Here is a 23897-nt window from a genome sequence, read left to right on the forward strand (position 1 = left end):
CTAAGTCCCCCTACAAAACAACAATTCTAATGTGGAGTGTGAATATGACCGCGCGTGAAAATGTAGTGCCGGTTCTGCTTGAAAAGGTTTACCAACTGATTCAAGACAAACTCGAGCTTTCTCACCAAACGCTTGTAACTAAACTTGCTCAACACTTATTCAGTAACATTGCTGATGATGATCTAATTCAGCGAAACGAATCCGACCTTTATGGTGCTGTCGTTAGCCTTTGGCACCATATCAATGAAAAAAAACCAGAAGAGATTTCGGTTCGAGTATTTAACCCGACCGTAAGTCGTCAAGGCTGGCAATCCACACACACAATCGTAGAAATTGTTGTTCCAGATAGTCCATTCTTAGTGGACTCAGTCAAAATGGCTTTAGCGCGTTTGGATCTTGTTTGTCACCTAATGTTGAATAACCCAACACAGATTCAGCGTGATAAAAAAGGCCAAGTTACAGACGTAAACGGTGAGGGTGGTGTTCTTCAATCACTTTTCCACATAGAGGTAGACCGCCTTACTAGTAAAGACGAGATGCAAGCGCTTAAAGAAGAGCTGTTAAGAATTCTATCTGATACTCGCTTAGTCGTTGATGACTGGAAGCAGATGGTTGATAAGCTTAAGTTTGTTACTGATGAACTTGAGAAAAATAAAGATCGTGTTTCTATCCAAACTGATCGTATGGATGAAACGATCGCATTTCTTCGTTGGCTAGAAGATCATAACTTTACCTTTATGGGTTATAAAGATTATGACTTAAAAGAGGTCAATGGTGATACCGAACTTGTTCCTGCTAAAGAAAAAGGACTAGGTCTGTTTGCTGATGACAAGCGCGTGCGTAGCGTCAAGCTCTCTGAATTATCAGATTCAGCGCGATTAGAAGCGAAAAAACCATACGCTCTGATCATCACCAAAGGTAACAAAGCATCTCGTATCCACCGTCCGGCTTATACTGATTACATCGGTATTAAGAAGTTTGATGAAAACGGTAAAGTAATAGGTGAGCATCGCTTTACTGGTTTATATACCTCCGCCGTTTACAACCAAGCGGTACAAAGTATTCCTTTGATCCGCGAAAAAGTTGACCGTATCCTTGAAGCAAGTGGATACCGTCACGGATCATACTCATACAAAGCATTGCACAATATCTTAGAAAACTACCCACGCGACGAGTTGCTTCAAGCTAATGAAGAAGAGCTGCTTGAGGTGGGAATGGGTGTTGTACAAATGCAAGATCGTGACTTGCTGCGTTTGTTTGTTCGTAAAGACCCATTTGGTCGCTTCTTCAGTTGCATGGTTTATGTCACTAAAGATCGTTACAACACAGAATTGCGTCGTCAAACTCAACGCATTCTTAAGCAGTACTTTGGTTGCGAGCAAGAGGTTGAATTTACAACGTACTTCTCAGAAAGCCCACTAGCGAGAACACATTACATTGTTCGTGTAGACAATAACAACATTGACGTAGACGTGAAAAAGATCGAGCAAAATCTAATGGAAGTTTCTACCTCTTGGGATGACAGACTAAAAGAATCCATCATTGCTAACTTTGGTGAAAGTAAAGGCCTTCCTCTTTCAAAAGAATATATGAGTGCGTTCCCTCGCTCATACAAAGAGGACATGATGCCAGGTTCTGCGGTTGCAGATATCGAGCGCTTAGAAGCGTTAAGTGATGATAATAAACTTGGCATGTTGTTCTACCGACCTCAAGAAGAGGGTGCAGATTCCAAAGCTGTCCGCTTAAAGTTATACCATCGTGATGAACCAATTCACCTTTCTGACGTAATGCCGATGTTGGAAAACCTTGGTTTGCGTGTGATTGGCGAATCGCCATATGAGATCGAGAAAAACAACGGGCAGACTTTCTGGATCCTTGACTTCTCTATGCTGCATAAGAGCGAGAAAACCGTTGACCTTCGTGAAGCTCGTGATCGTTTCCAACAAGCATTTGCTGCCATTTGGGCGGGTAATCTTGAAAGTGATGGTTTCAACCGATTGTTATTAGGTGCGTCTTTATCTGGCCGTGAGATTTCCATTCTTCGCGCTTACGCACGATACATGCGCCAAGTCGGCTTCCCATTCAGTCAGCAGTACATCGAAGACACGCTAAGCCACTACCCAGACTTAGCGACAGGTCTAGTCAAGCTGTTCACCAAGCGATTTGATCCGAAACACAAAGGCAGCGAGAAAGGCCAAAACGATCTAATTAAAAAGCTAACAGAGCAGTTGGATCGTGTAGAGAGCTTGGATGATGATCGTATTATTCGTCGTTATATCGAAATGATCATGGCGACGCTTCGTACCAACTACTACCAAGTAGACGAGAATAAGCAGCCTAAGCCTTGGTTATCTTTGAAAATGAAGCCAAGTGATATTCCTGAGATTCCGCAGCCTGTACCTGCATTCGAGATCTTTGTTTACGCACCAGATATTGAAGGTGTTCACCTTCGTGGTGGAAAAGTGGCTCGTGGTGGTTTGCGTTGGTCAGATCGTCAAGAAGACTTCCGTACGGAGATTCTTGGCTTAGTAAAAGCGCAACAGGTTAAGAACACTGTAATTGTACCAGTGGGTGCAAAAGGCGGCTTCGTTTGTAAACGCCAGCCATCTCTCACCACTCGTGATGAAATTTTTGCGGAAGGTCAGCGTTGTTACAAACGCTTTATCCGTGCACTGCTAGATGTGTCAGATAACATCATTGAAGGAGAGGTGGTACCACCACAAAACGTTGTTCGTCACGATGAAGATGACCCATATCTAGTAGTGGCTGCCGATAAAGGCACAGCAACCTTCTCAGATTTGGCAAACTCTGTTTCTGCAGAATACAACTTCTGGCTAGGTGACGCATTCGCTTCAGGTGGTTCAAACGGTTACGATCACAAAGCAATGGGTATCACCGCAAAAGGTGGTTGGGAATCTGTTAAACGTCACTTCCGTGAAATGGGCATCAACTGTCAGACCACTGATTTTACTGCAATCGGTGTAGGTGATATGGCAGGTGACGTGTTCGGTAACGGTATGCTGTTATCGAAGCATATTCGATTGCAAGCTGCGTTTAACCACATGCATATCTTTATTGATCCAAATCCAGATTCAGCCAGCAGCTGGGAAGAGCGTAACCGATTGTTTAATTTGCCAAGATCAAGCTGGGAAGATTACAACAAAGACTTGATCTCTCAAGGTGGTGGCATCTTCTCTCGTCGATCAAAATCGATCCAGTTGACGCCAGAAATTCAGAAAATGTTAGGTACTAAGAAAGCATCTTTAGCGCCTAACGATCTGATAAAGATGATCTTGAAAATGAAAGTCGATCTGCTTTGGAATGGTGGTATCGGCACTTACGTTAAATCATCAACAGAAACTCATACAGATGTTGGCGACCGTGCTAACGACATGCTGCGCATTGACGGCCGTGACTTAAGAGCCAAAGTGGTTGGCGAAGGTGGTAACTTGGGTATGACTCAGCTTGGTCGTATCGAATACGCACTAACTGGCGGTCGAGTGAACACGGACTTCGTTGATAACGTAGGTGGCGTTGACTGTTCGGATAATGAAGTCAACATCAAGATCTTCCTCAATGGACTGGTTTCAAATGGCGATCTTACGGTTAAGCAACGTAACCAAATTCTAGAGTCTATGGAAGACGAAGTGGGTGAAATTGTCTTGGATGATGCTTACCGTCAGTCGGAGTCGATCTCTGTTACTGAACAGCAAGGTGTTGGCATTGTTAAGGAGCAAATTCGATTCATCCACACTATGGAGAAAGCAGGGTACTTGGACCGTGCTCTCGAATACATTCCTGATGATGAAACGCTAATCGAGCGTGAAAAACAGGGACTAGGTCTGACTCGCCCTGAGCTATCAGTGTTAGTTGCCTACGGTAAAATGGTACTTAAACAGCAACTTGTTACGGATGAAATCGCAAATGATGAATTCCATGCAAAACAACTTGTTGAATATTTCCCAAGTGCGTTACGACGTAACTATAAAGATCAAATGGTTAATCACCCGCTGCGAGCTGAAATTATCGCTACAGCATTGGCTAACCAGATGGTTAATGAAATGGGCTGTAACTTCGTTACTCGTTTGCAAGAAGAAACTGGTGCAAGTGTTGTCGATATTGCCAACGCTTACAGTGCGGCTAGAGAAATCTTTGATTTAGAAGAAATCCTCAAGCAAACTCGCAAACTTGATAACGTTGCGACAGCGCAAGCTCAATACGAAATTATGTTTTACGTGCGCCGAGCACTGCGTCGAATTGCACGCTGGTTGCTTCGTAACCGTAGCGGCAAATGCACGGTCGGTGAGTTGATTGCTATCTACAAGCAAGATGTCAATGTTATCACTGAAACCCTAGACACTATGTTAGTTGAGTCTGAAGTTGAAGAACACAATGAGTTGGCTCAAGGTTGGATAGAGAAAGGGGTTGAAGAGAAACTCGCTCACCAAGTTGCCCGCTTATCAAGCTTACAATCTGCACTGGATATTTCATCAGTAGCAAGTGAAACAGGTAAAACGGTTGAGCAAGCATCGAAACTCTACTTTAACTTGGGTGACCGTTTATCGTTGCATTGGTTCTTGAAGCAAATTAATAGCCAAGCCGTTGATAACAACTGGCAAGCACTTGCAAGAGCGGCATTCCGTGAAGATCTGGATTGGCAACAACGTCAACTTACCGCTCAGGTACTGACTTGTGGCTGCTCAACCGAAGAGCTTGACGTGATGGCTGCGTTAGAAGATTGGATTGAAACTAACGAGCAATCGTTGCACCGCTGGGAGAGTATCTTAAACGAGTTCAAAGTTGGCTCAGTACACGAATTTGCTAAGTTCTCTGTAGCACTTCGAGAGCTAGTACTTTTAAACCTCAACTGCTCATCGAAAGAGTAGTGGAATAATCAAGTCATAAGTAAAAGCCTCGTTATTTAACGGGGCTTTTTATTATCTATTATTCACATTTGGAACGAAAATAGTTACATTGTCACATTGAATTGAAATTAAAACAGAGTGAAATCGATTGCTTTTAAGCGGTTAGTTACGATTTTTATCGCAGAAACTTGATTGTAATTGTTTGTTTTATATTTAAAAATCTTATAAAGATATAGGTTTTTACTTATTACGTTCATTTTCATTGAATTACGATGAAAAACGGTAAATAATATTGTCCCGTTTATACGGGGCTTTTTTCTTTCGGAGGCACAATGCTTTACCGTCTAGCCAGAACTGGCTTTTTCCAACTCAATGCCGAGAAGGCACATGATCTTGCAATCAAGAACTTCCAACGCTTTAACGGCACACCACTTGATCTCTTTTACCGCCAGCAGTTACCAACTCGTCCAGTTGAGTGTATGGGTCTAACATTCCGTAACCCTGTTGGTCTTGCGGCTGGTTTAGATAAAAACGGCGAATGTATTGAAGCATTTGATGCCATGGGCTTTGGCTTTGTCGAAGTCGGCACTGTAACGCCACGACCACAACCAGGTAATGATAAACCACGCTTATTCCGTTTAGTGGAAGCAGAAGGGATCATCAACCGCATGGGCTTTAATAACCTAGGCGTTGATAATTTGATCGAGAATGTTAAACGAGCAAAATTCAATTGTGTTCTCGGAATTAATATCGGTAAAAATAAAGATACGCCAATTGAGAAAGGGGCAGAGGACTACCTGATTTGTATGGAAAAAGTGTATGAGTATGCTGGCTATATTGCAGTAAACATCTCATCGCCAAACACTCCAGGTCTTCGTTCACTTCAATATGGTGAAGCGCTTGATGAACTGCTTTCCGAATTAAAAGCGAAACAAGCGGAGTTATCAGAGAAGTACAACAAGTATGTCCCGTTAGCATTAAAGATTGCGCCAGATTTAAGTGACGATGAAATCTGCCAAATCTGCGATTCTTTATTGAAAAACAATATAGATGGTGTGATCGCGACTAACACAACTTTGGATCGCACGATCGTAGAAGGGATGAGACACGCCAATGAGGCAGGTGGCTTGAGTGGTCGCCCTGTGCAATCACGCTCTACGGAGGTCGTACGTAAGCTTCATGAAGAGCTTGGAGACAAACTTCCAATTATCGGTGTTGGTGGTGTAGATTCCTATGTTGCAGCCAAAGAAAAGATCATGGCAGGCGCTAAACTTGTTCAAGTCTACACTGGCTTTATTTACCACGGCCCAGGTCTCGTACGTGATATTGTTAAGAATCTATAACATATACATCAAAAACTACTGAAAAATCAGTACCTGTTACATAAAAAAGAGGACTTTGTTTCCTCTTTTTTTTTATCCGTTCGTTTGTAGAATTTAAAAATCACGAGTAGGTAATTAAGCGTCTTACCTCTTTACCACTGATTTAACTAGTCAAGAGAGAACGGAATAATGCTTAAACCCAGCGACAAATGGAATTGGTATTTTGACGAGCAAAAAGCTTGCTTAATGCTGGATCTGGGGGAGGAAATGATTTTCCAAACCAATCTATCCCGAAAATTGTTGGTTAACTGTGCCTTCTCAAACAGTGAATTTACCGTTGATGACGCCAGCGCATTTCAAACGTTTAATGAGCGCATTCGCTGTCTCGATATCAGTGAATATCGCCAAGCTGAATTAACACTGTATTGTGTTGCTGCAAAGCGTTTTCATAAACCTGTACAGCCTAAGAGCTGGTTCTTCGATGCACAGTCCTCTGATTATGAACCTCAAGAAGGGGACATGGTCTTTCTCACAAATCAATATTCTGATGGTATGTTCATCGTTCTAGAACCAGGCGAAACATCGAGCTTATGTGCTTATGTTAACCAAGAAGCCTTTGTTCTTGATGGCAATAAGGCGCTTCAATTTGGGCAGCCGATTAAAGTAATGCATGATCGCATGGCTTGTGCAAACCACCTCTTTGCAATGACCCCTATGGCAATGGTGGGTTAAAGCTGTTTAATTTTTCTTTATTTCGTTCCTTTGTTTGCCTTAATCGACCTTATTGGGTCGATTTTTTTTGTCCTTTCCTCAGACACTCCAATCCGAAAGACCATGAAACTGTTTGTTTTCTATGCATGCAAACATGAAGCTGGTCACTTTTATTTTACTTATTTCAATTTGATTACTCCTTTAATTAGGCAACCTAGCGCCTAAAACAACCCTATTTATTCCCCTATAAAGGGTGTTTGTAAGTAATTTACATCAACCAATCCCTGCTGGTGTATACCAAAACGCATGTAAATAAGTATTCACTTCTTCTAAAGGAAACAAAATACGTTCATGAATGAAAAACATTCAAACTAAAGATGTTGAAAGTTTTAGATCATTTGAGTGGTGATGATTTGAACTAACGGGTGGGAAAATACCTTTAAAAACGAGGCATTGATCGTAAAGTCAGGTATAATTGAAGCCATTTTTTATCAGCGAAAGAACACTATGAATCAATATCTCGCGGTAACTTCAAATGGCATGGAAAATTTGCTTGTTGAAGAACTGACTAAACTAGGCATTGAAAATGCGAAACCAGTACAGGCAGGCGTAAAATTTAAAGCGACAAACGAACAGGTTTATCGCTGTTGTTTGTGGAGCCGTTTAGCGTCTCGATTTGTACGTGTTTTATCTGAGTTCACGTGTAACAACGACATGGACTTGTATCTATCCACTTCCACTATTAACTGGGTTAACCAATTTCATAGCTCTAAACGCTTTGTTGTGGACTTTAACGGCACAAACCGTGAGATTAGAAATAGCCAATACGGGGCTATGAAGGTCAAAGATGGCATCGTAGATTGCTTTGAGAATAAAGGCTTGCCACGTCCTAATATCAGCAAAGAACGCCCAGATATTCGTATTCACGTTCGTTTGCATAAAGATAAAGCGTTGCTTGGGATAGACATGGTAGGTAGTGGTCTTCATCAGCGTGGTTATCGACCAGAATCGGGTCGTGCGCCATTACGTGAAACGCTTGCTTCTGCGATTATCATGCGTTGTGGCTGGGATGGGCATCAACCATTACTCGATCCAATGTGTGGTTCTGGTACTTTGCTTATTGAAGCGGCAATGATGGCAGCCAACATGGCACCTGGCGTTAAGCGCAAACAATGGGGCTTCGAAGTTTTGGAAGACTTTGAACCGGAGACCTGGGCTGAGATTAAATCAGAGGCTAATGTTCAAGCTAGACGGGGTGTCAAGAAAGTTGACGCTAAGTTTTTTGGATTCGATAACGATCCCAAAGTGTTAAAAGTCGCTCAAGAAAACGCCCGCAGAGCAGGTGTTGAAGAGTTGATTGAGTTTGCGCAAGGTGATGCTGCAACTATTACTCGTCCCGCAGGATTTGAACACGGTGTTATCGTTTCAAACCCACCTTACGGTGAGCGTCTAGGAACTGAGCCGGGGCTGATTGCGCTCTATACCGCATTCGGTGGACAGCTAAAATCTGAGTTTGGCGGATGTAAAGCATCTATCTTCTCTAGCTCAGACGAGCTCTTGAGTTGCCTTCGTATGCGCGCTGATAAACAGTTTAAATTGAACAATGGTGCGTTACCGTGTCACCAAAAGAACTACAGCATTGCCGAGCGCAGCGCTGATGAAGTTAAAGGTGCAGATACTAACGTTCAAATCGCACCAGACTTCTCAAACCGTTTGAAGAAAAACATTGGCAAGATTGGCAAGTGGGCGCGTAAAGAGAAACTAGACTGCTACCGTATCTACGATGCAGACCTTCCAGAATATAACGTAGCGATCGACGTGTACGGCGATCAAATTGTGATTCAAGAGTACGCAGCACCTAAGAACATCCCTGAAGAAAAAGCCAAGCGTCGTCTAACGGACATTATCCGTGCGACGATTCAGGTGACCGGTGTCGAAGCGAACAAAGTTGTACTGAAAGTTCGTGAGAAACAGAAAGGTCGAAGCCAGTACCAAAAATTAGGTCAGGTATCAGAGACGCTCGAAGTAAACGAGTACGGTGTGAAGCTGATCGTGAACCTTCATGACTACCTAGACACAGGCCTGTTCTTGGATCATAAGATCACTCGTCGTCGTCTTGGCGAAATGGCACAGGGTAAAGATTTCCTTAACTTGTTTGCTTACACTGGTAGTGCAACAGTGCACGCTGCAGTTGGTGGTGCGCGTTCCACTACAACTGTCGATATGTCAAACACCTACTTGAACTGGGCGAAAGACAATATGCAGCTTAATGGCTGTGTAGGGCGCCAACATAAATATGAACAAGCGGACTGTTTGCAATGGCTAGAAAACGCAAAAGGTGAGTACGACTTGATCTTTATTGACCCACCTACGTTCTCTAACTCTAAGCGTATGGAAACATCATTCGATGTACAACGTGACCACATTAAGCTAATGAAGAACCTCAAACGTTTACTGAGAAGTGAAGGCACAATCGTATTTTCAAATAACAAACGTCACTTCAAGATGGATGAAGAATCACTCGCTGAATTGGGTTTGAAGGCTCAGAATATTTCTTCTCAAACGTTACCATTAGATTTTGCGCGTAATAAACAGATTCATAACTGTTGGCTAGTAACGCACGCGTAGTATAAACAAAAGGATTAATACGTGCTGATATTGTATAGCACGGAGGGATGCCATCTTTGTGAGATGGCATTTGCTCTAGTAGACCAAGTCGGTTTGGCCGAGCAAACAGATATCATCGATATTGCGTTCGATGATGTACTATTTTCTCGTTACGGCGTCACAATACCCGTCTTAAAATATCAAGATTCTGAGTTGAACTGGCCGTTTGACTTAGAACAACTCACACATTGGTTGGATAATAATGGCATTACTTACCATTCATAACGCACAACTTGCATTTGGTGACCACCCATTGCTAGATAAAGCGGAGTTCGCTCTTCAAGAAAACGAACGCGTTTGTTTAGTTGGTCGTAACGGAGCAGGTAAGTCCACGTTAATGAAAGTGCTTGCCGGCGACATTTTGTTGGATGATGGCAAGATTCAAATAACTCAAGACGTAGTAGTTTCTCGGCTTGAACAAGATCCACCGCGCAATCAAGAGGGTACGGTTTACGAGTACGTATCTGGCGGTTTGGCTGAAATCGGCGAACAATTGAAGATCTATCACGATCTTCTCGATCTTGTTGCTCAAGACCCAAGTGAGAAGAACATTAACCGTTTGGCGAAAGTTCAAGAGCAACTTGATCATTCTAACGCTTGGCGCTTTGATGACCGTGTTAAGAACGTACTTGGCGCTTTAAAACTAAGCCCAGAAACCAAACTGACCGATCTATCCGGTGGCTGGCAACGTAAAGCTGCTTTAGCTCGTGCGCTGGTTTGTGATCCTGATGTATTGCTTCTTGATGAACCAACAAACCATCTCGATGTGACAACGATCGAATGGTTAGAGAACTTCTTAAAAGACTTCAAAGGCTCGATCATCTTTATTTCTCACGACCGTGCATTCATCAAGTCGATGGCGACACGCATCGTCGACTTAGATCGCGGTCAATTAGCTTCTTTCCCTGGTAATTACGAACAGTATTTAAATGACAAAGAAGAAATGCTTCGCGTCGAAGAAATGCAAAATGCTGAGTTCGATAAGAAACTAGCTCAGGAAGAAGTGTGGATTCGTCAAGGCATTAAAGCACGTCGTACTCGTAATGAAGGCCGTGTTCGAGCCCTTAAAAAGCTTCGTGAAGAGCGTCGTGACCGTCGTGAAGTTCAAGGTAAAGTTAACCTAAACATCGATGATGCTTCTCGTTCAGGTAAGATTGTATTTGAAGCAGAAAATGTATCTTTTGCTTACGAAGGCAAGACAATTGTCGACGACTTTAGCTTTAACATCATGCGTGGTGACCGTATTGCACTTATCGGACCAAATGGCTGCGGTAAGAGTACGGTACTTAAATTGCTACTAGGGCAATTGGAAGCGCAGTCTGGTCGTTTACACTGCGGAACAAAATTAGAAGTAGCGTACTTTGATCAGTACCGAGAGATTTTGGATCCAGAAAAGACAGTGATCGATAACTTAGCGGATGGGAAACAAGAAGTAATGGTTGGGGGACGTCAGCGTCATGCGCTGAGTTATCTTCAAGACTTCTTATTTGCACCTAAGCGCGCCAGAACCCCGGTTAAGGCACTTTCTGGTGGTGAGAAAAACCGATTATTGCTAGCCCGTATCTTGTTGAAACCAAACAACTTACTTATTCTTGATGAACCAACTAACGATTTGGATATCGAAACGTTGGAACTTTTAGAAGAAATGCTTGCCAATTATCAGGGTACATTATTGTTAGTGAGTCACGACCGTGAGTTCGTAGACAACACAGTAACAACCAGCTGGATTTTTGAGGGTAACGGTATAATCGAAGAGTTCGTTGGTGGTTATCATGATGCTAAACAGCAGCGTGACCAAGTTCTTGCTTCGCGCAGTCAGGTTGAAAAACCAACGAAGAAAGAGAAAGTGGTTGAGGAAACTCCCAAAACTACGCAACCTAAGAACAATTCGAAGAAGTTATCGTATAAGCTGCAAAGAGAATTAGAGGCTCTACCAGCTAAACTTGAACAATTAGAGTCGGATATCGAGAGCCTTCAGGAGCAAGTGAACGATCCAGAGTTCTTTGCTAAACCTGTAGAGCAAACTCAGCCGGTATTGGAACAGCTTGCTGCACTAGAGCAGGAGTTGGAAATCGCATTCGAGAGATGGGAAGAACTCGAAGCAATGCAACAGGATAGTTAAGAATTCAATGAATTGTAGTAATAAATTCAAATTGACCGCCATTGCAATGATGGTTGGTACCACAATGAACGCACAGGCGGCATTGTATCAAGTTGTTGAGGTTTCACCTCAGGATCATGGTTCAAACGGTGACTACCAAACGGCTTACGGGGTTGCAATTCAACAGGGCGATGCAGGTACAGATCCTTCAACAGGTTCACCTTTCGCTTTAGGCTGCTTTGATGCAGCAGCAAACTGCACGCCAGAGCAGTTTAAACTTGCAATGGAAACTCGCACTACACCGATTTCAGCGACACAAGCCGTGGATGGGAACAGCTATCGTGAAGAAATCCCATTCGGATTAGACGCTGGCTTTTATTACATCCAAGAACTCAAAGACTTTGAGCGTTACTGTTACAACCAGCTTCGCTATTCCACCTGTGACTCTTGGGCTTCAGTAAACTGGACGCCGTGGAACAAAGAACGTAGTAAAGACTTTACTTCTAATGCGTTAGCGTTCATAGAAGAAGATTCTGCTGCTTATAAAAATGAATATAACAATGTTATCAACCAGCTTACCGAGGATGGTGCAGCTGTCGGTAATCAGAGTAAAGTTAGCACAGAAAATACTTCTACATTAGAAACACGAAATACCGTAGTTGCACCAGTAGAGCCAAATATTCTTACTGGCGATGGTGACGCAAGTGTTGTGCAAAGCCATGCTTGGAGCACAGACGGCAATTTTACTGTTGGCAGTGTTTCTCGAACAGCAAGCAATACCAATGGATCTCACCACACATCAAAAGCAGCGATTTGGGATCAAAGCGGAACCGTCAGTGAATTGGCTTGGCCAAGTGGTACATCTAAAGATGGAGAAAGGTTAGCTCAAGGGAGCATGCGTGACCTGGTCACTGATGGAACTACGGTCTATGGCGTAGGTTACAACACTTACAGTGATGATAACTACCTGAATGCGACTGTTTTTGTTGGAACTCTAGAAGCCGAAGGTAGCGTTGAAAACGCAACTTGGAAAAATAAAGTTGTTGTAGGAGCTAGACAGCGCGAAGGTGATGATACGGTTCATACAAACTCACGATTAACCGACGTTAACTCTAATTTTGTTGCTATTGGTGAAGCGAAACGTTCGGGCGGATACTTAATGCCAACGGGCTCTGCTCCGAATCGTCTCTTTATCGTAGATGATGTTCGTAAGGATTCTATTAGCGCTTTTTACCCAACTACTGGCATTTTCTTTAGCGGTGCGGGCGGTAAGATGGGCGGTATCAACTCTTACAATGAGATCGTCGGGCAACTTGATGCAGAAACGACTCGTGAAGACGATGGCAAGCCACGTCGTAAGCGCGGTTTTATCTATCCATATAGCCTAGGTGGCGAGACTAGTGAACGTGCTGCAACATTGTTTAATGGAAAAGCTTGGTTCCTAGACAGTTTGACTAATGGCGGTGATTACTCTGAACAAAACAATCAGTTTCGTATTATCGACGCAACTGATATCAATGATGCAGGTGTGATCTCTGGTACTGCTATGAAATGTGCAGGTGGTTATAGCACAACAGCAAACAATGCGACATGTAGCTCTGAAGAGCAAATTGTAGCCGTCAAACTAGTACCTATTGCTGACGCAACGAAGGACGACATCGTATCTCGAAGCATTGACTCAACGACGACAGAGCGTCAAGGTGCAGGTCTTGGTTGGTTAGCTTTGACCATGCTTGGATTGTTTGGGTTCCGTAGAAAATAGTTAAAAATCGTCAGTAATTTTTAAATCAAGCAGAGGCTCACACATTTGAGTCTCTGCTTTTTTTATGCCTTGAGAAATTGCCTACTTTGATCGATTCTTATAAGTGGAGTCATAAAAACTCCATCAAAGTTTCACAATAACAGCTGTACGTTAGTAAATGGACCTGTATGAGGAATTAACTATGAAGAGACAAAAGCGTGATCGCCTAGAACGAGCTCAATCTCAAGGCTACAAAGCTGGGTTGAATGGAAGGTCTCAAGAGGCTTGCCCATATCAACAAGTTGATGCTCGGTCGTATTGGTTAGGTGGTTGGCGTGATGCCAGAGATGAAAGACAATCTGGTCTCTACAAATAAACTCTCCACATACAAAAAGAAGGATTCGAAAGGGCTCTACGGAGCCTTTTCTACATTATAGGGACATAGGGAAGTAGGTTAACACTCGATAACAAAAAGGCTCCTAAATAGGAGCCTTAATAAATCGATTAAAATCGTGATTAGAAGCTTGAAGTGTCTTGGAACAAGCCAACTTTCAAATCTTTTGCTACGTAGATTTCTTTGCCGTCCACACATACACGACCGTCGGCCAAACCCATCACAAGTTTACGGTTTACAACGCGTTTCATGTGGATCTCGTACGTCACTTTTTTCGCTGTTGGCAGGATCTGACCTGTAAACTTCACTTCGCCAACACCCAGAGCACGACCTTTTCCTTTGCCACCAACCCAGCCAAGGAAGAAACCAACAAGTTGCCACATCGCATCAAGGCCAAGACAACCCGGCATTACAGGGTCGCCAGGGAAGTGGCAGTCAAAGAACCACAAATCTGGAGTAATATCCAATTCCGCCAAGATCAAACCTTTACCAAAATCGCCTTCAGTCTCAGACATTTTAGTAACACGATCCATCATTAGCATGTTTGGCGCAGGAAGCTGAGGATAACCAGGCCCAAACAGTTCGCCTTGGCTAGAAGCAAGTAGATCGTCACGGTTATAAGAATCACGTTTGTTTTGCATTATCAATTACTCCAATTTTTGATAGCTGCATCTTAGTGAACACGTGTACGCTAAACAACTCCGATCAGTACTAGACAAACCAGTTTTTGATGCGCTGCACAATTCCTTCTGGATGCTCATGTCTTTCAAAGTTTTCAATACGTTCCGCTATTTTGCCAATAATGCTATCGTCTTCACCTCTAAAAGGTTTATTCATTACAATCGGAATAGCTTCATCTACGGTAGAAACGGACCAAATATGGAACTCACCATTTTTAATGCTTTCTATTACATCTTTATGTAATGCAAGGTGTTTAAGGTTTGATTTTGGCATCACAACACCTTGATTTCCTGTAAAACCTTGATGTTTACAAACCTGATAAAAACCTTCAATTTTTTCGTTCAAGCCACCAACGGCTTGCACTCGACCAAACTGATCAACAGCCCCTGTAACCGCAACTTGTTGATTAATTGGAGATTCAGATAAAGCACTTACCAAGCAACAAAGTTCTGCAAGAGATGCGCTGTCACCATCAACTTCACTATAAGACTGTTCAAATACGATGGAGGCTGAGTAAGGCAGTGGTTCATCCAGTTTCAGAGCAGAGCTCAAGAAAGCTTGCATAATCATCATGCCTTTTGCATGTAGATTGCCTCCAAGCTCAGCTTTGCGCTCAACATCGGAAACATCGCCATCACCAAAATGAATTACACAAGATATTCGCGCAGGCTCACCATAGCTGACAGGGTGCCCAGCCATATCAATAACGGTTAGGCCATTGATTTGACCAACTTGTTCCCCAGTTGTCTCAATGATGACTTGTCCATCTAAAATATCGTACACGGCACGCTGAGGAAGGTAAGATTCTCGGTAATACTTATCGTCAATCGCTTTATCTAACGACTTGTAATCTAATGCGTGGCCATCACTGAACTGGCTAGCAAGCGTTAGAAGTTGAGAGTGCCACATTACTCCTAAAGGCAGATAATGTTGATCTTCAGTAAATCTCATACCGGCCAGCAACAATCTTCTAAAACCACATTCAGTTAAGTGAGGCAGTTGATATTGAGAACAAATCCAGTTCACTAAACCAAAGTAATCTGTCAAATTCTGCTCTGACAGATGAATATCTTCTTCAACTTCCGTATACATGGCAAAGCCAGAACAGAAGTCGTCATCGATGTATTCTAGCTCTGCTAACTGACTTCTTTCTCCTGTTACAATCAGTTTTACATCATAAGCTTTAGCTTGCGGTACTGAAGTAGGTAAACGAGTAGGGCTTAGGTTCAGTGGCTCGATAAGGTTTTGTTGAATTGCAGACTTTATATTTGGCCAAAGTCCTGGGTTAGCCAAAATTAGATTAGCCGGTACAATTAAGTAACCGCTATCTGCCTGTGAAATTAAGCCAGGTTGGAAGGCAATATCACCACTTAAATCGACACTGTAACGGTCAAATAAGCGTTTGGCATCAAGTGATTCCGACAAAACAATCGCAGCGTTAGACTGGCTCTGAAGAGCTTTACTGATGAACTCTCTATAGACAGAATTATCTACGCAGTTAATGAGTAGTACTCGCGTCAATCCAGAAATTTTTGAAAAACGAGATATCGTTGCCGACATTCTCGGTTGGAGCTCAGTAAAAGACTTCTTTGGTAACGAAGGTGCAGACTTTAAAAGTGCTTCGTACTGCTCAAGTGAAGGTGTTACGTCTTGCCAATTAAGTTGGTTCATTAAAATTCATCGTAATTCAATCTTGCCGACATTATAACGAAACGGACTATAACACCCTAGCACCAATTTGGTTTGCTCACGGCATTCAACTCTCAATGAACAATACTTAGACAAATGAGTGATCAACATCGATACTTCTAAGAGTTTTATTTGCCCAAATAAACCATCTGGGTTACGCTGTCACTAGGTTATGTTTATGGGTCGGAACAAATGAAATATCAGCAGCTTGAGAATCTAGAATGTGGGTGGAAATGGAAGTATCTCATCAAAAAATGGAAAGATGGTGAAGCGATTACCCGACATATTGATACAAGCGAAGCAGATGCAGCGGTCGCAGAACTAAAACGCCTTGAACACGAGCCTACACTTGTCTTAGCTTGGATAGAAAACCACATGTCAGAAGAGTTAGATAATAAACTCAAGCAGGCTATCCGAGCGAAACGGAAACGTCACTTCAATGCAGAGCAAGTCCATACAAAGAAGAAATCCATTGATTTAGATTACCGAGTTTGGGAAAAGCTTTCTAGTAGAGCGAATGAACTTGGTTGTACGTTATCTGACGCAATTGAATATTTGCTTTCCGAAGCGTCGAGAAGTGAAAAAGCGAGTCAAAAAGTTACCTCAATTAAAGAGGATTTGAGTAAATTGCTATCTAGCTAGGATAGGGAGTGCCAAATGTTATATGTAATCTTAATTGCAGCCATCGTGATCTTTTGGTTGATCGCAGTCGATAGGCCGGTGTTAAAAGTAAAGTTCGATAATGGCCATATTAGTAACGTAAAAGGGCATCTACCTCCTTCTTTCAAACACAACTTACAGGATATTAGTGAGCATAACCCGTTTACTGGTGAAATGAAGGTGTATAGCCAACGAACAGGAATGCGCTTAAGCTTTTCCAAAGGCATTCCCAAAAAAGTTCAACAGAGGATTCGTAACGTTTTTCCGCACCAGGGCTTCAAAGCAAACAAAGGCAAGAAGCGCGCTTAATTACATATCAGTTACTTCATCATGTTAAATGGGACGCAATGTGGCGTCCCATTTTCGTATCTACAGAAAAATTACTTATCATCGAACAATCAACAACATAAACGGACCAAAACGATGAGATACGTTGTAACTTTAATGGTATTGATCTTTGCAAGTAATTCAGTTTTTGCTGACGATTCAGAAACGAACCTGTTGGCTAAAAAGATTAAGACTAAGCTTCAAAAGAAAGTAGACAATAAGTTTGATGGCTATCAAGGTTATTGTGACGTCATGATAGAAATGGAGCACAAAAGTAAAAACGCAGTAATAAAAAGAGTAACCAGCAGTGGTGACCAAAAAGTGTGTAGGTACGTTAAGTCCAACTTGAAGAAAGGAAAACGCTATCGTTACAAATACCCCGAAAAGTACATTCGCCTCCATATAACCACAGGCTTATAATTGTTTCAGAACGCAACTGAGCTCGTGATTTTTGGCAGATTTCGTTGCGGAGCGATTAGAGCGTTTAGCTGATTTTTGCTGTTGTACGAGGCGAGTATGAAAGGCTTTTTTGTTTGGTAGCGCTTAAGTTAGTAATCGTGATGCCATTGAGTGGCAAATTCAGTGAGTTGGCCATCATCACCATACATAGATTGATTCAGGTGCTTACGGAAGGACACGCCAGTAAGTCGGGGACTAAGCGCGCATCAATTTTCAATAAGAGATTTGATTTGCTTCGTAAGCATAACCACAAACCAAACTAGCGATTGCAAGTCCACAGAAACCTCGGTTAAAGCTTCAAAAGCAAACAATGTTGTTAATCTTAGGATGACATTTTAAAGTGTCTAAAACCGGACATTATTGCTTTGAGTTTACACTCTCCTCAGTGCGCATTATATGTGTTATGTTAAATTGTATATCGCCGTACGCTAAATGCTGTACGCTAAATGCTGTCTGAGTATGCTCCTATTCCCCTGCAGATTTTAAATTTAAGGGCCTTACTGTGAGCATTAAACATAATGGTTATTTACCATAAAATACTTAATATAGATCTTAATAATCTATCGATTGTTAAGATCTATATTAACGCCTTTTTGCTTATTGAAATGACTGTATAGCTTCAAAGATATCTTGTCTTCTAACTGGCTTGGAAATGAATCCGTCCATACCGGCATCCAGGCATTTATCTCTATCGCTTTCTAGCGCATGTGCAGTTAACGCTATAATTGGGGTCCTGAGACCTTTATCTCGAATAAGTCTTGTTGCGGTAATTCCATCCATCACTGGCATCGAGACATCCATGAGAATCAAATCGATTAAATCCTCATTCTCTTCTAAAAATGTTAATGCCTCTGCTCCATGGCTTGCGATATGAACATTATGGCCAAGCTTATTTAAGATAAGCTTTATTACGAACTGATTCGACTCGGTATCTTCTACGACGAGAAGTTCCATTGCTTTTGTCGGTTGATTGGTTTCGATTCTAACTGGACGATTTTGATTACAACGAGTCAAAACTGGAATCGAAATCGTAAAGGTTGAACCAACATGCTCATCACTTTTAACGGCAATCTTGCCACGCATCATTTCAACTAAATGCTTGGTTATTGCGAGTCCCAGTCCTGTACCACCAAAGCGTCTCGTGATGGAACGGTCTCCTTGATGAAATGCCGTAAACAAGTGCTCTTGCTTTGCTTTAGATATACCAATTCCAGTGTCAGATATTGAGATCACAAGTTCAGCATCTTGCTCAGATACAGAAACTTTTACTTCACCTTCGTCTGTAAACTTTATTGCATTCCCTATTAGATTAAACAGGATTTGAGATAACCGCGTGGAGTCAATCCAAAATTGTTTGTCATTAGTGACAGTACAGTTGAGTTTAAATTGGAGATTTTTCTTCTTAGCTATTTGTTTTTGCTGAGAAATAACAAAAGTGACAGTGTCTCTTAAATTAATCCATTGTTCATTGAGCTGAAAGCGACCAGACTCGATTTTAGAGAGATCAAGAATGTCACTGATTATCGCGAGAAGTAACTCTGCAGAGCACTCCATTTGGCTCAACGCATCAATTTGTTCTTCTGACAAGGTTGATTGCTTCAGTATATCTAGCATTCCAAGAACGGAATTTAAAGGGGTTCTTATTTCATGGCTCATCATCGCTAAGAACTCCGACTTAGAGCGGTTCGCAAGCTCTGCTTCTTCTCTTGCTTTAGCGAGCTGAGTTGTTCTTACCTCAACGATACGTTGTAACTTCTCTTTGGTCTCGATATCAATGACCGCCCTTTCAATTAAGGGACGAAACCGCCTCAAGGTTTCCTTATTCTCTATGCTAAAGTGCCCTTTCTGAGCTCCAATAAGTAGGATTACGGTTTGCGTTACTTCTGAACGTATACCAGTTAAAACGACCGAGTTTACATGGCTTTTTATAAAGCTGTTTAAGTTAACAAACTCAGCGAGTTTATCTGGCTCGAACAGTAGAATGCATTCACCATTGAGAGCTCTTTGATAGGTGTTACCGTGTAACCAGGATACATTGTCAAATACGCTATTAGTTGATATCAATGTCCTGAAGGGATATCGCTCACCATCGCGAGTCAGTACAATAAAATCATCGAAGTTGATGTACTTTTTGAGGACATTGTTTAATCCCGTAAATATCTCATGCCGATTCTTTGCCTCACTCATCGCAGATATCGCGGAAAGAATGGCCTTGTTTTCATCAGCGAGTAGTCGTTCTCTTTGTCTAGCCTGCTTTAGCTCAACTAACGCTTCTTGAAGCGCTTCCTGTTGATATATGTCTAAGTATTTATCTTTCATAAGGTTTATGGAATATAGCCGATGAAATCATCAGGTTTCCATGTCCATTCTCACCACCAATAAATCTACCTTGCTCGCCGAAAGTAAAAGGGCAAATAAAAGGCAAATGTTCTAGTTCTTGGTTAATTTGTTCACAAACGCTATTCATGTCTTGCATTAAGTGCAACATGGGACCTGCGCAAAAGATATTTATCACTCCAATTTTTCGAGACTCTTCTAATTTTTGGTTAAAAGCGGCATTGACGACTTTTGCAGCGCGCGCAACGAGATGCTCACGACTTCCTTTCATTAATGTGAGCTCGTCACCCTCTTCTATTCGTGTAAACAACTCGATTCCACCATCTGGCGTCTCACGGATCGGATGGGATAACTTGTAATATGGGCGATCATAGAGATGACCTGCGATCCGCCCTAATGGATAAGCACTCGAGTTTGTAAACAGCATATTATCTTTACCTACTTGGTTATCCTGGTGATTTGTCCACCTTCTATAAACATTGAGCGCAGGTTCATTATCAATTTCAAGTAAGCATCTATCGTTGGTCTTGGTTGCAACACCTTTGATATTAGTTGGTGTATGCCCAGCGCTAAAAGCGATATCAACAGGTTGAGAGGAGTAAAAGAGAGTTAAGCTTAAACCTGAAGTTTGAGAGCCTTGGGCGGTTATCACAGACCATTTCCCAGCGATGTTATTATCAGCGGCCGAACCACCAATAATTGGAATTAGAGTTCCAAATCTTTCATCTATAGACGCAATGATTGATTCCTCTTGCCCTGGTGTAGCATGAAGTAGAATTAAGTTTGGTACCTCTCCAACACGGTTTGCGTTCTCAAGGGCCATATCCAAAGCCTTGGTGACGCTGTCACCTGAGTTGTGATTAGAAATACCAGTACCATAAGCATGAGGACCTGTATCATAAACAGCAAGTGCCGCAATTACTGGTCCTGTATGAAAGCCCTGATCTGTCATTACGGCTTGACATGAACTGGCGCCATGAAAAGGCACACCAGGAAAATGCGCAAGAAACGCTTCTCGAATCAACTCGAAATTGTATTCTTCCGTGTAGTAACACATCACGTAAGACAAGTTCTGTTGTGTCAATTCGGATCTGAGCGTTTTTATCGCTGAGTCTTCATCTTTAATATGAGTAAAAACTGATTGGCAATGCATACGATTTTATAATTGGATATCACTCTGCTGTTATACCATTCCAACCAATTTTCTCTAGGCAAGAAGGTGTTAATTTCATTAATAAGTTACGATTATCTCGTGATAGATCGTATTTATAATTGAACTACAACAATGTTTTCACCTTTTTTAAAGGTGATTTTTTTCGATTCAGGAATGATGTCCCATTCTACTGACTTATGCTTCTCGTTGAGATTGATAAAATTACCAGATTGATTTAGATCAATTTTTAGAGTGCTACTTTCTATCGTTTCGAGCGAAATTCCCATTGAGTCACGATTAATCGTGATTATTTCTCCTTCAATTGTTACATCGCATCGTTCTTTTTGTGAACAGTCAACGCTATTAACACTCTCGTGTGTAAAGGTACGCCAGAAAAATGCGCCTATTAAAACACTGAGCATGATTAAGATTTGTGCAAGTCGCGCCTTTGTTAACTTTTGTGCAGGCATAATTACTAATATCCTTGTTACAAACTTCAAACTTTTTAAATAAAAAATGATTTCCAGAGGTCCAGTAAGGTTACTACCCTGTCATTGAATTGTTAATTCAAGTATAGTGTCACGCTGAAAATGCCACTTTTTATTAAAGTCAGCAATGGAAATAAGGTGATGATAACACTTGAATTCTAGAGTTTACTTGGGTGGTGTTACGACGCAAGTCGTGTTGGAAGTAAAAGTGTAGTTAATTAGAAATTGGAAGCATGCAAATGAGCCAAGTAAAGCAGCTTGAACAAAACTACAACTATACAGTCGTTCGCCAATTTACCCTTGTGACCATTTTATGGGGCATAGTTGGTATGGCTGTTGGTGTTTTGATTGCCGCTCAATTAGTTTGGCCACAGCTAAACTTTGATACGCCGTGGTTGACGTACAGTCGCTTACGTCCACTGCATACTAATGCGGTAATTTTTGCGTTTGGTACCAGTGCTCTGTTCGCAACGTCTTATTATGTTGTACAGCGCACATGTCAAACACGTCTTTTTGGTGGCCCACTCGTTGCCTTCACCTTTTGGGGTTGGCAAGCAATCATCCTGGCAGCAGCCATTACTTTGCCTCTCGGTTTAACATCGGGTAAAGAGTATGCTGAGCTAGAATGGCCTATTGATATCGCAATTGCGCTAGTATGGGTATCATATGCGGTGGTGTTCTTCGGCACACTAGTGAAGCGAAACACGTCACATATTTATGTGGCAAACTGGTTCTTCGGTGCCTTTATTATCACAGTAGCAGTACTTCACATCGTGAACAGCATGGCTATTCCTGTGTCACTTGGTAAATCTTACTCGATTTACTCGGGCGCAGTGGATGCGATGGTTCAGTGGTGGTATGGACACAATGCGGTAGGTTTCCTACTGACCGCTGGTTTCCTAGGTATGATGTACTACTTCGTTCCTAAACAAGCTGAACGTCCTGTTTATTCTTACCGTCTATCTATCGTTCACTTCTGGGCACTTATTTCTCTATATATTTGGGCAGGCCCTCACCACCTTCATTATACAGCGCTACCAGACTGGACTCAGTCTCTAGGTATGGTTATGTCGCTGGTTCTATTTGCTCCTTCTTGGGGTGGTATGATCAACGGTATTATGACGTTATCTGGTGCATGGCATAAGCTTCGTTATGACCCTATCCTACGTTTCCTAATCGTTTCACTGTCGTTCTACGGTATGTCTACCTTTGAAGGCCCGATGATGTCGATTAAGACGGTTAACGCACTTTCTCACTACACAGACTGGACCATTGGTCACGTTCACTCTGGTGCGTTAGGTTGGGTTGCGATGGTTTCTATCGGCTCTGTATATCACTTGGTACCTCGCCTATTTGGCCAGGAGCGTATGTACTCTGTTGGTCTAGTTAATGTGCATTTCTGGCTAGCAACAATCGGTACCGTTCTTTACATCGTTGCGATGTGGATCTCTGGTGTAATGCAAGGTCTTATGTGGCGCGCGGTTAACTCTGACGGTACGCTAACTTACAGCTTTGTTGAATCTGTAGAAGCGTCTTATCCGTTCTACTTTGTACGTTTCCTAGGCGGATTTATCTTCCTATCTGGTATGTTCCTAATGGCATATAACACGTACAAAACGGTAAGTGCACCAAAAGAAAGCCTAAAAGCTATCCCACATCCGGCATAAGGAGATTTAAGAATGAGTAATAATTCTAATAATCGCCATGAAATCTTAGAACGTAATGTCGGTTTGTTGGCTATTTTTATCGTGTTTGCTATCAGTTGGGGTGCTCTTGTAGAGATCACTCCTCTGATTTTCCAAAAGCAAACGACTGAACCTGTAGAAAATCTGCGCGCTTACACTCCTTTGGAGATGGAAGGCCGTGATATCTACATCCGTGAAGGTTGTAACGTCTGTCACAGCCAGATGGTTCGTCCTTTCCGCTCAGAGACTGAACGTTACGGTCACTACTCTGTTGCTGGTGAGAGTGTTTGGGAACACCCATTCCTTTGGGGCTCTAAGCGTACAGGCCCGGATTTAGCTCGTGTTGGTGGTCGTTATTCTGACGAATGGCACCGTGTTCACCTGTTAGATCCTCGTGAGCTTGTACCTGAGTCAAACATGCCAGGTTTCCCGTGGCTAGCTGAAAACGTTTTAGACGGTAAGCTAACTCAGAAGAAACTTGAGCTATTTCGTGATCAGTTCGGCGTTCCATACACTGATGAAGAGATCGCGAATTCGGCTAAAGAAGTAGAAGGTAAAACAGAGATGGATGCAATCATCGCTTACCTTCAGTCTCTTGGTCATGCAATGAAGTAAGG

General features: G+C 42.2%; 18 protein-coding genes. 13 read left to right on the forward strand and 5 right to left on the reverse strand.

Annotated features, from left to right (window positions below; all coding sequences use genetic code 11):
• The first annotated feature begins 44 nt into the window (after window positions 1-44).
• The 8 genes from R7Q48_RS14265 (at window position 45) to rmf (ending at window position 13783) form a co-directional block, all read left to right on the forward strand.
• Entirely contained in the window at window positions 45-4886 is a 4842-nt protein-coding gene (locus tag R7Q48_RS14265) for an NAD-glutamate dehydrogenase (protein WP_005377441.1), read from the forward strand.
• 311 nt (window positions 4887-5197) lie between these two features.
• On the forward strand, window positions 5198-6208 hold the full coding sequence (gene pyrD, locus R7Q48_RS14270) for a quinone-dependent dihydroorotate dehydrogenase (protein WP_256903212.1): 1011 nt from the start codon (window positions 5198-5200) through the stop codon (window positions 6206-6208).
• 168 nt (window positions 6209-6376) lie between these two features.
• Window positions 6377-6919 carry a cell division protein ZapC gene (locus R7Q48_RS14275; RefSeq protein WP_005377444.1) on the forward strand — a complete coding sequence of 181 codons (543 nt, stop codon included), beginning with the start codon at window positions 6377-6379 and terminating at the stop codon, window positions 6917-6919.
• 486 nt (window positions 6920-7405) lie between these two features.
• On the forward strand, window positions 7406-9526 hold the full coding sequence (rlmKL, locus tag R7Q48_RS14280; RefSeq protein ID WP_151514802.1) for a bifunctional 23S rRNA (guanine(2069)-N(7))-methyltransferase RlmK/23S rRNA (guanine(2445)-N(2))-methyltransferase RlmL: 2121 nt from the start codon (window positions 7406-7408) through the stop codon (window positions 9524-9526).
• A gap of 21 nt (window positions 9527-9547) precedes the next feature.
• Window positions 9548-9790: a glutaredoxin family protein gene (locus tag R7Q48_RS14285; protein WP_017821808.1), complete on the forward strand. Its 243-nt coding sequence runs from the start codon at window positions 9548-9550 to the stop codon at window positions 9788-9790.
• On the forward strand, window positions 9768-11687 hold the full coding sequence (locus R7Q48_RS14290) for an ABC transporter ATP-binding protein (protein ID WP_005377449.1): 1920 nt from the start codon (window positions 9768-9770) through the stop codon (window positions 11685-11687). The genes R7Q48_RS14285 and R7Q48_RS14290 overlap by 23 nt, the downstream gene beginning before the upstream one ends.
• Window positions 11688-11694: 7 nt before the next feature.
• On the forward strand, window positions 11695-13428 hold the full coding sequence (locus tag R7Q48_RS14295; RefSeq protein ID WP_149192350.1) for a DUF3466 family protein: 1734 nt from the start codon (window positions 11695-11697) through the stop codon (window positions 13426-13428).
• Between the two features lie 181 nt (window positions 13429-13609).
• Window positions 13610-13783, forward strand: coding sequence for a ribosome modulation factor (rmf, locus tag R7Q48_RS14300; protein WP_005377453.1), 174 nt, complete (start codon window positions 13610-13612; stop codon window positions 13781-13783).
• A 140-nt stretch (window positions 13784-13923) separates the two neighbouring features.
• Here the strand turns inward: rmf and fabA are convergent, their stop codons facing one another.
• Window positions 13924-14442: a bifunctional 3-hydroxydecanoyl-ACP dehydratase/trans-2-decenoyl-ACP isomerase gene (gene fabA, locus R7Q48_RS14305; RefSeq protein WP_005390081.1), complete on the reverse strand. Its 519-nt coding sequence runs from the start codon at window positions 14440-14442 to the stop codon at window positions 13924-13926.
• A gap of 70 nt (window positions 14443-14512) precedes the next feature.
• A complete protein-coding gene (locus tag R7Q48_RS14310) occupies window positions 14513-16153 on the reverse strand; it encodes an AAA family ATPase (protein ID WP_171346171.1) in 1641 nt (546 codons plus the stop codon).
• A gap of 210 nt (window positions 16154-16363) precedes the next feature.
• On the opposite strand from R7Q48_RS14310, the gene matP reads away from it, so the two are divergent.
• The 3 genes from matP (at window position 16364) to R7Q48_RS14325 (ending at window position 17578) form a co-directional block, all read left to right on the forward strand.
• Window positions 16364-16813 carry a macrodomain Ter protein MatP gene (gene matP, locus R7Q48_RS14315; RefSeq protein WP_005396497.1) on the forward strand — a complete coding sequence of 150 codons (450 nt, stop codon included), beginning with the start codon at window positions 16364-16366 and terminating at the stop codon, window positions 16811-16813.
• Between the two features lie 15 nt (window positions 16814-16828).
• Complete coding sequence (locus tag R7Q48_RS14320) at window positions 16829-17140, forward strand: DUF3634 family protein (RefSeq protein WP_005377468.1); 312 nt, start codon at window positions 16829-16831, stop codon at window positions 17138-17140.
• Between the two features lie 114 nt (window positions 17141-17254).
• Window positions 17255-17578: a hypothetical protein gene (locus R7Q48_RS14325; protein ID WP_025766620.1), complete on the forward strand. Its 324-nt coding sequence runs from the start codon at window positions 17255-17257 to the stop codon at window positions 17576-17578.
• A 636-nt stretch (window positions 17579-18214) separates the two neighbouring features.
• Here R7Q48_RS14325 and R7Q48_RS14330 read toward each other — a convergent pair.
• From R7Q48_RS14330 to R7Q48_RS14340, 3 genes are all read right to left on the reverse strand, one after another.
• Window positions 18215-19936: an ATP-binding protein gene (locus R7Q48_RS14330; protein ID WP_025766635.1), complete on the reverse strand. Its 1722-nt coding sequence runs from the start codon at window positions 19934-19936 to the stop codon at window positions 18215-18217.
• Window positions 19926-21107 carry an FIST signal transduction protein gene (locus R7Q48_RS14335; protein WP_017634895.1) on the reverse strand — a complete coding sequence of 394 codons (1182 nt, stop codon included), beginning with the start codon at window positions 21105-21107 and terminating at the stop codon, window positions 19926-19928. The genes R7Q48_RS14330 and R7Q48_RS14335 overlap by 11 nt, the downstream gene beginning before the upstream one ends.
• Window positions 21108-21220: 113 nt before the next feature.
• Window positions 21221-21577, reverse strand: a complete 357-nt coding sequence (locus R7Q48_RS14340; protein ID WP_104975322.1) for a hypothetical protein — start codon at window positions 21575-21577, stop codon at window positions 21221-21223.
• 257 nt (window positions 21578-21834) lie between these two features.
• Here R7Q48_RS14340 and ccoN point away from each other — a divergent pair, with 257 nt between their 5' ends.
• Both ccoN and ccoO read left to right on the forward strand, forming a co-directional pair.
• A complete protein-coding gene (ccoN, locus tag R7Q48_RS14345) occupies window positions 21835-23262 on the forward strand; it encodes a cytochrome-c oxidase, cbb3-type subunit I (RefSeq protein WP_005396488.1) in 1428 nt (475 codons plus the stop codon).
• Between the two features lie 12 nt (window positions 23263-23274).
• Window positions 23275-23895 (forward strand): cytochrome-c oxidase, cbb3-type subunit II, encoded by a 621-nt coding sequence (gene ccoO / locus R7Q48_RS14350; RefSeq protein WP_005377475.1) that lies wholly within the window; start codon window positions 23275-23277, stop codon window positions 23893-23895.
• Window positions 23896-23897: the final 2 nt, after the last annotated feature.

The sequence above is a fragment of the Vibrio sp. 378 genome (genome assembly GCF_033339435.1).

What these genes read in the sequence shown, in the direction of transcription:
- R7Q48_RS14265 (WP_005377441.1), top strand. Translation starts at nt 45, where the DNA reads ATGACCGCGCGTGAAAATGTAGTGCCGGTTCTGCTTGAAAAGGTTTAC.
- pyrD (WP_256903212.1), top strand. Translation starts at nt 5,198, where the DNA reads ATGCTTTACCGTCTAGCCAGAACTGGCTTTTTCCAACTCAATGCCGAG.
- R7Q48_RS14275 (WP_005377444.1), top strand. Translation starts at nt 6,377, where the DNA reads ATGCTTAAACCCAGCGACAAATGGAATTGGTATTTTGACGAGCAAAAA.
- rlmKL (WP_151514802.1), top strand. Translation starts at nt 7,406, where the DNA reads ATGAATCAATATCTCGCGGTAACTTCAAATGGCATGGAAAATTTGCTT.
- R7Q48_RS14290 (WP_005377449.1), top strand. Translation starts at nt 9,768, where the DNA reads ATGGCATTACTTACCATTCATAACGCACAACTTGCATTTGGTGACCAC.
- R7Q48_RS14295 (WP_149192350.1), top strand. Translation starts at nt 11,695, where the DNA reads ATGAATTGTAGTAATAAATTCAAATTGACCGCCATTGCAATGATGGTT.
- rmf (WP_005377453.1), top strand. Translation starts at nt 13,610, where the DNA reads ATGAAGAGACAAAAGCGTGATCGCCTAGAACGAGCTCAATCTCAAGGC.
- fabA (WP_005390081.1), bottom strand. Translation starts at nt 14,442, where the DNA reads ATGCAAAACAAACGTGATTCTTATAACCGTGACGATCTACTTGCTTCT.
- R7Q48_RS14310 (WP_171346171.1), bottom strand. Translation starts at nt 16,153, where the DNA reads ATGAACCAACTTAATTGGCAAGACGTAACACCTTCACTTGAGCAGTAC.
- matP (WP_005396497.1), top strand. Translation starts at nt 16,364, where the DNA reads ATGAAATATCAGCAGCTTGAGAATCTAGAATGTGGGTGGAAATGGAAG.
- R7Q48_RS14320 (WP_005377468.1), top strand. Translation starts at nt 16,829, where the DNA reads ATGTTATATGTAATCTTAATTGCAGCCATCGTGATCTTTTGGTTGATC.
- R7Q48_RS14325 (WP_025766620.1), top strand. Translation starts at nt 17,255, where the DNA reads ATGAGATACGTTGTAACTTTAATGGTATTGATCTTTGCAAGTAATTCA.
- R7Q48_RS14330 (WP_025766635.1), bottom strand. Translation starts at nt 19,936, where the DNA reads ATGAAAGATAAATACTTAGACATATATCAACAGGAAGCGCTTCAAGAA.
- R7Q48_RS14335 (WP_017634895.1), bottom strand. Translation starts at nt 21,107, where the DNA reads ATGCATTGCCAATCAGTTTTTACTCATATTAAAGATGAAGACTCAGCG.
- R7Q48_RS14340 (WP_104975322.1), bottom strand. Translation starts at nt 21,577, where the DNA reads ATGCCTGCACAAAAGTTAACAAAGGCGCGACTTGCACAAATCTTAATC.
- ccoN (WP_005396488.1), top strand. Translation starts at nt 21,835, where the DNA reads ATGAGCCAAGTAAAGCAGCTTGAACAAAACTACAACTATACAGTCGTT.
- ccoO (WP_005377475.1), top strand. Translation starts at nt 23,275, where the DNA reads ATGAGTAATAATTCTAATAATCGCCATGAAATCTTAGAACGTAATGTC.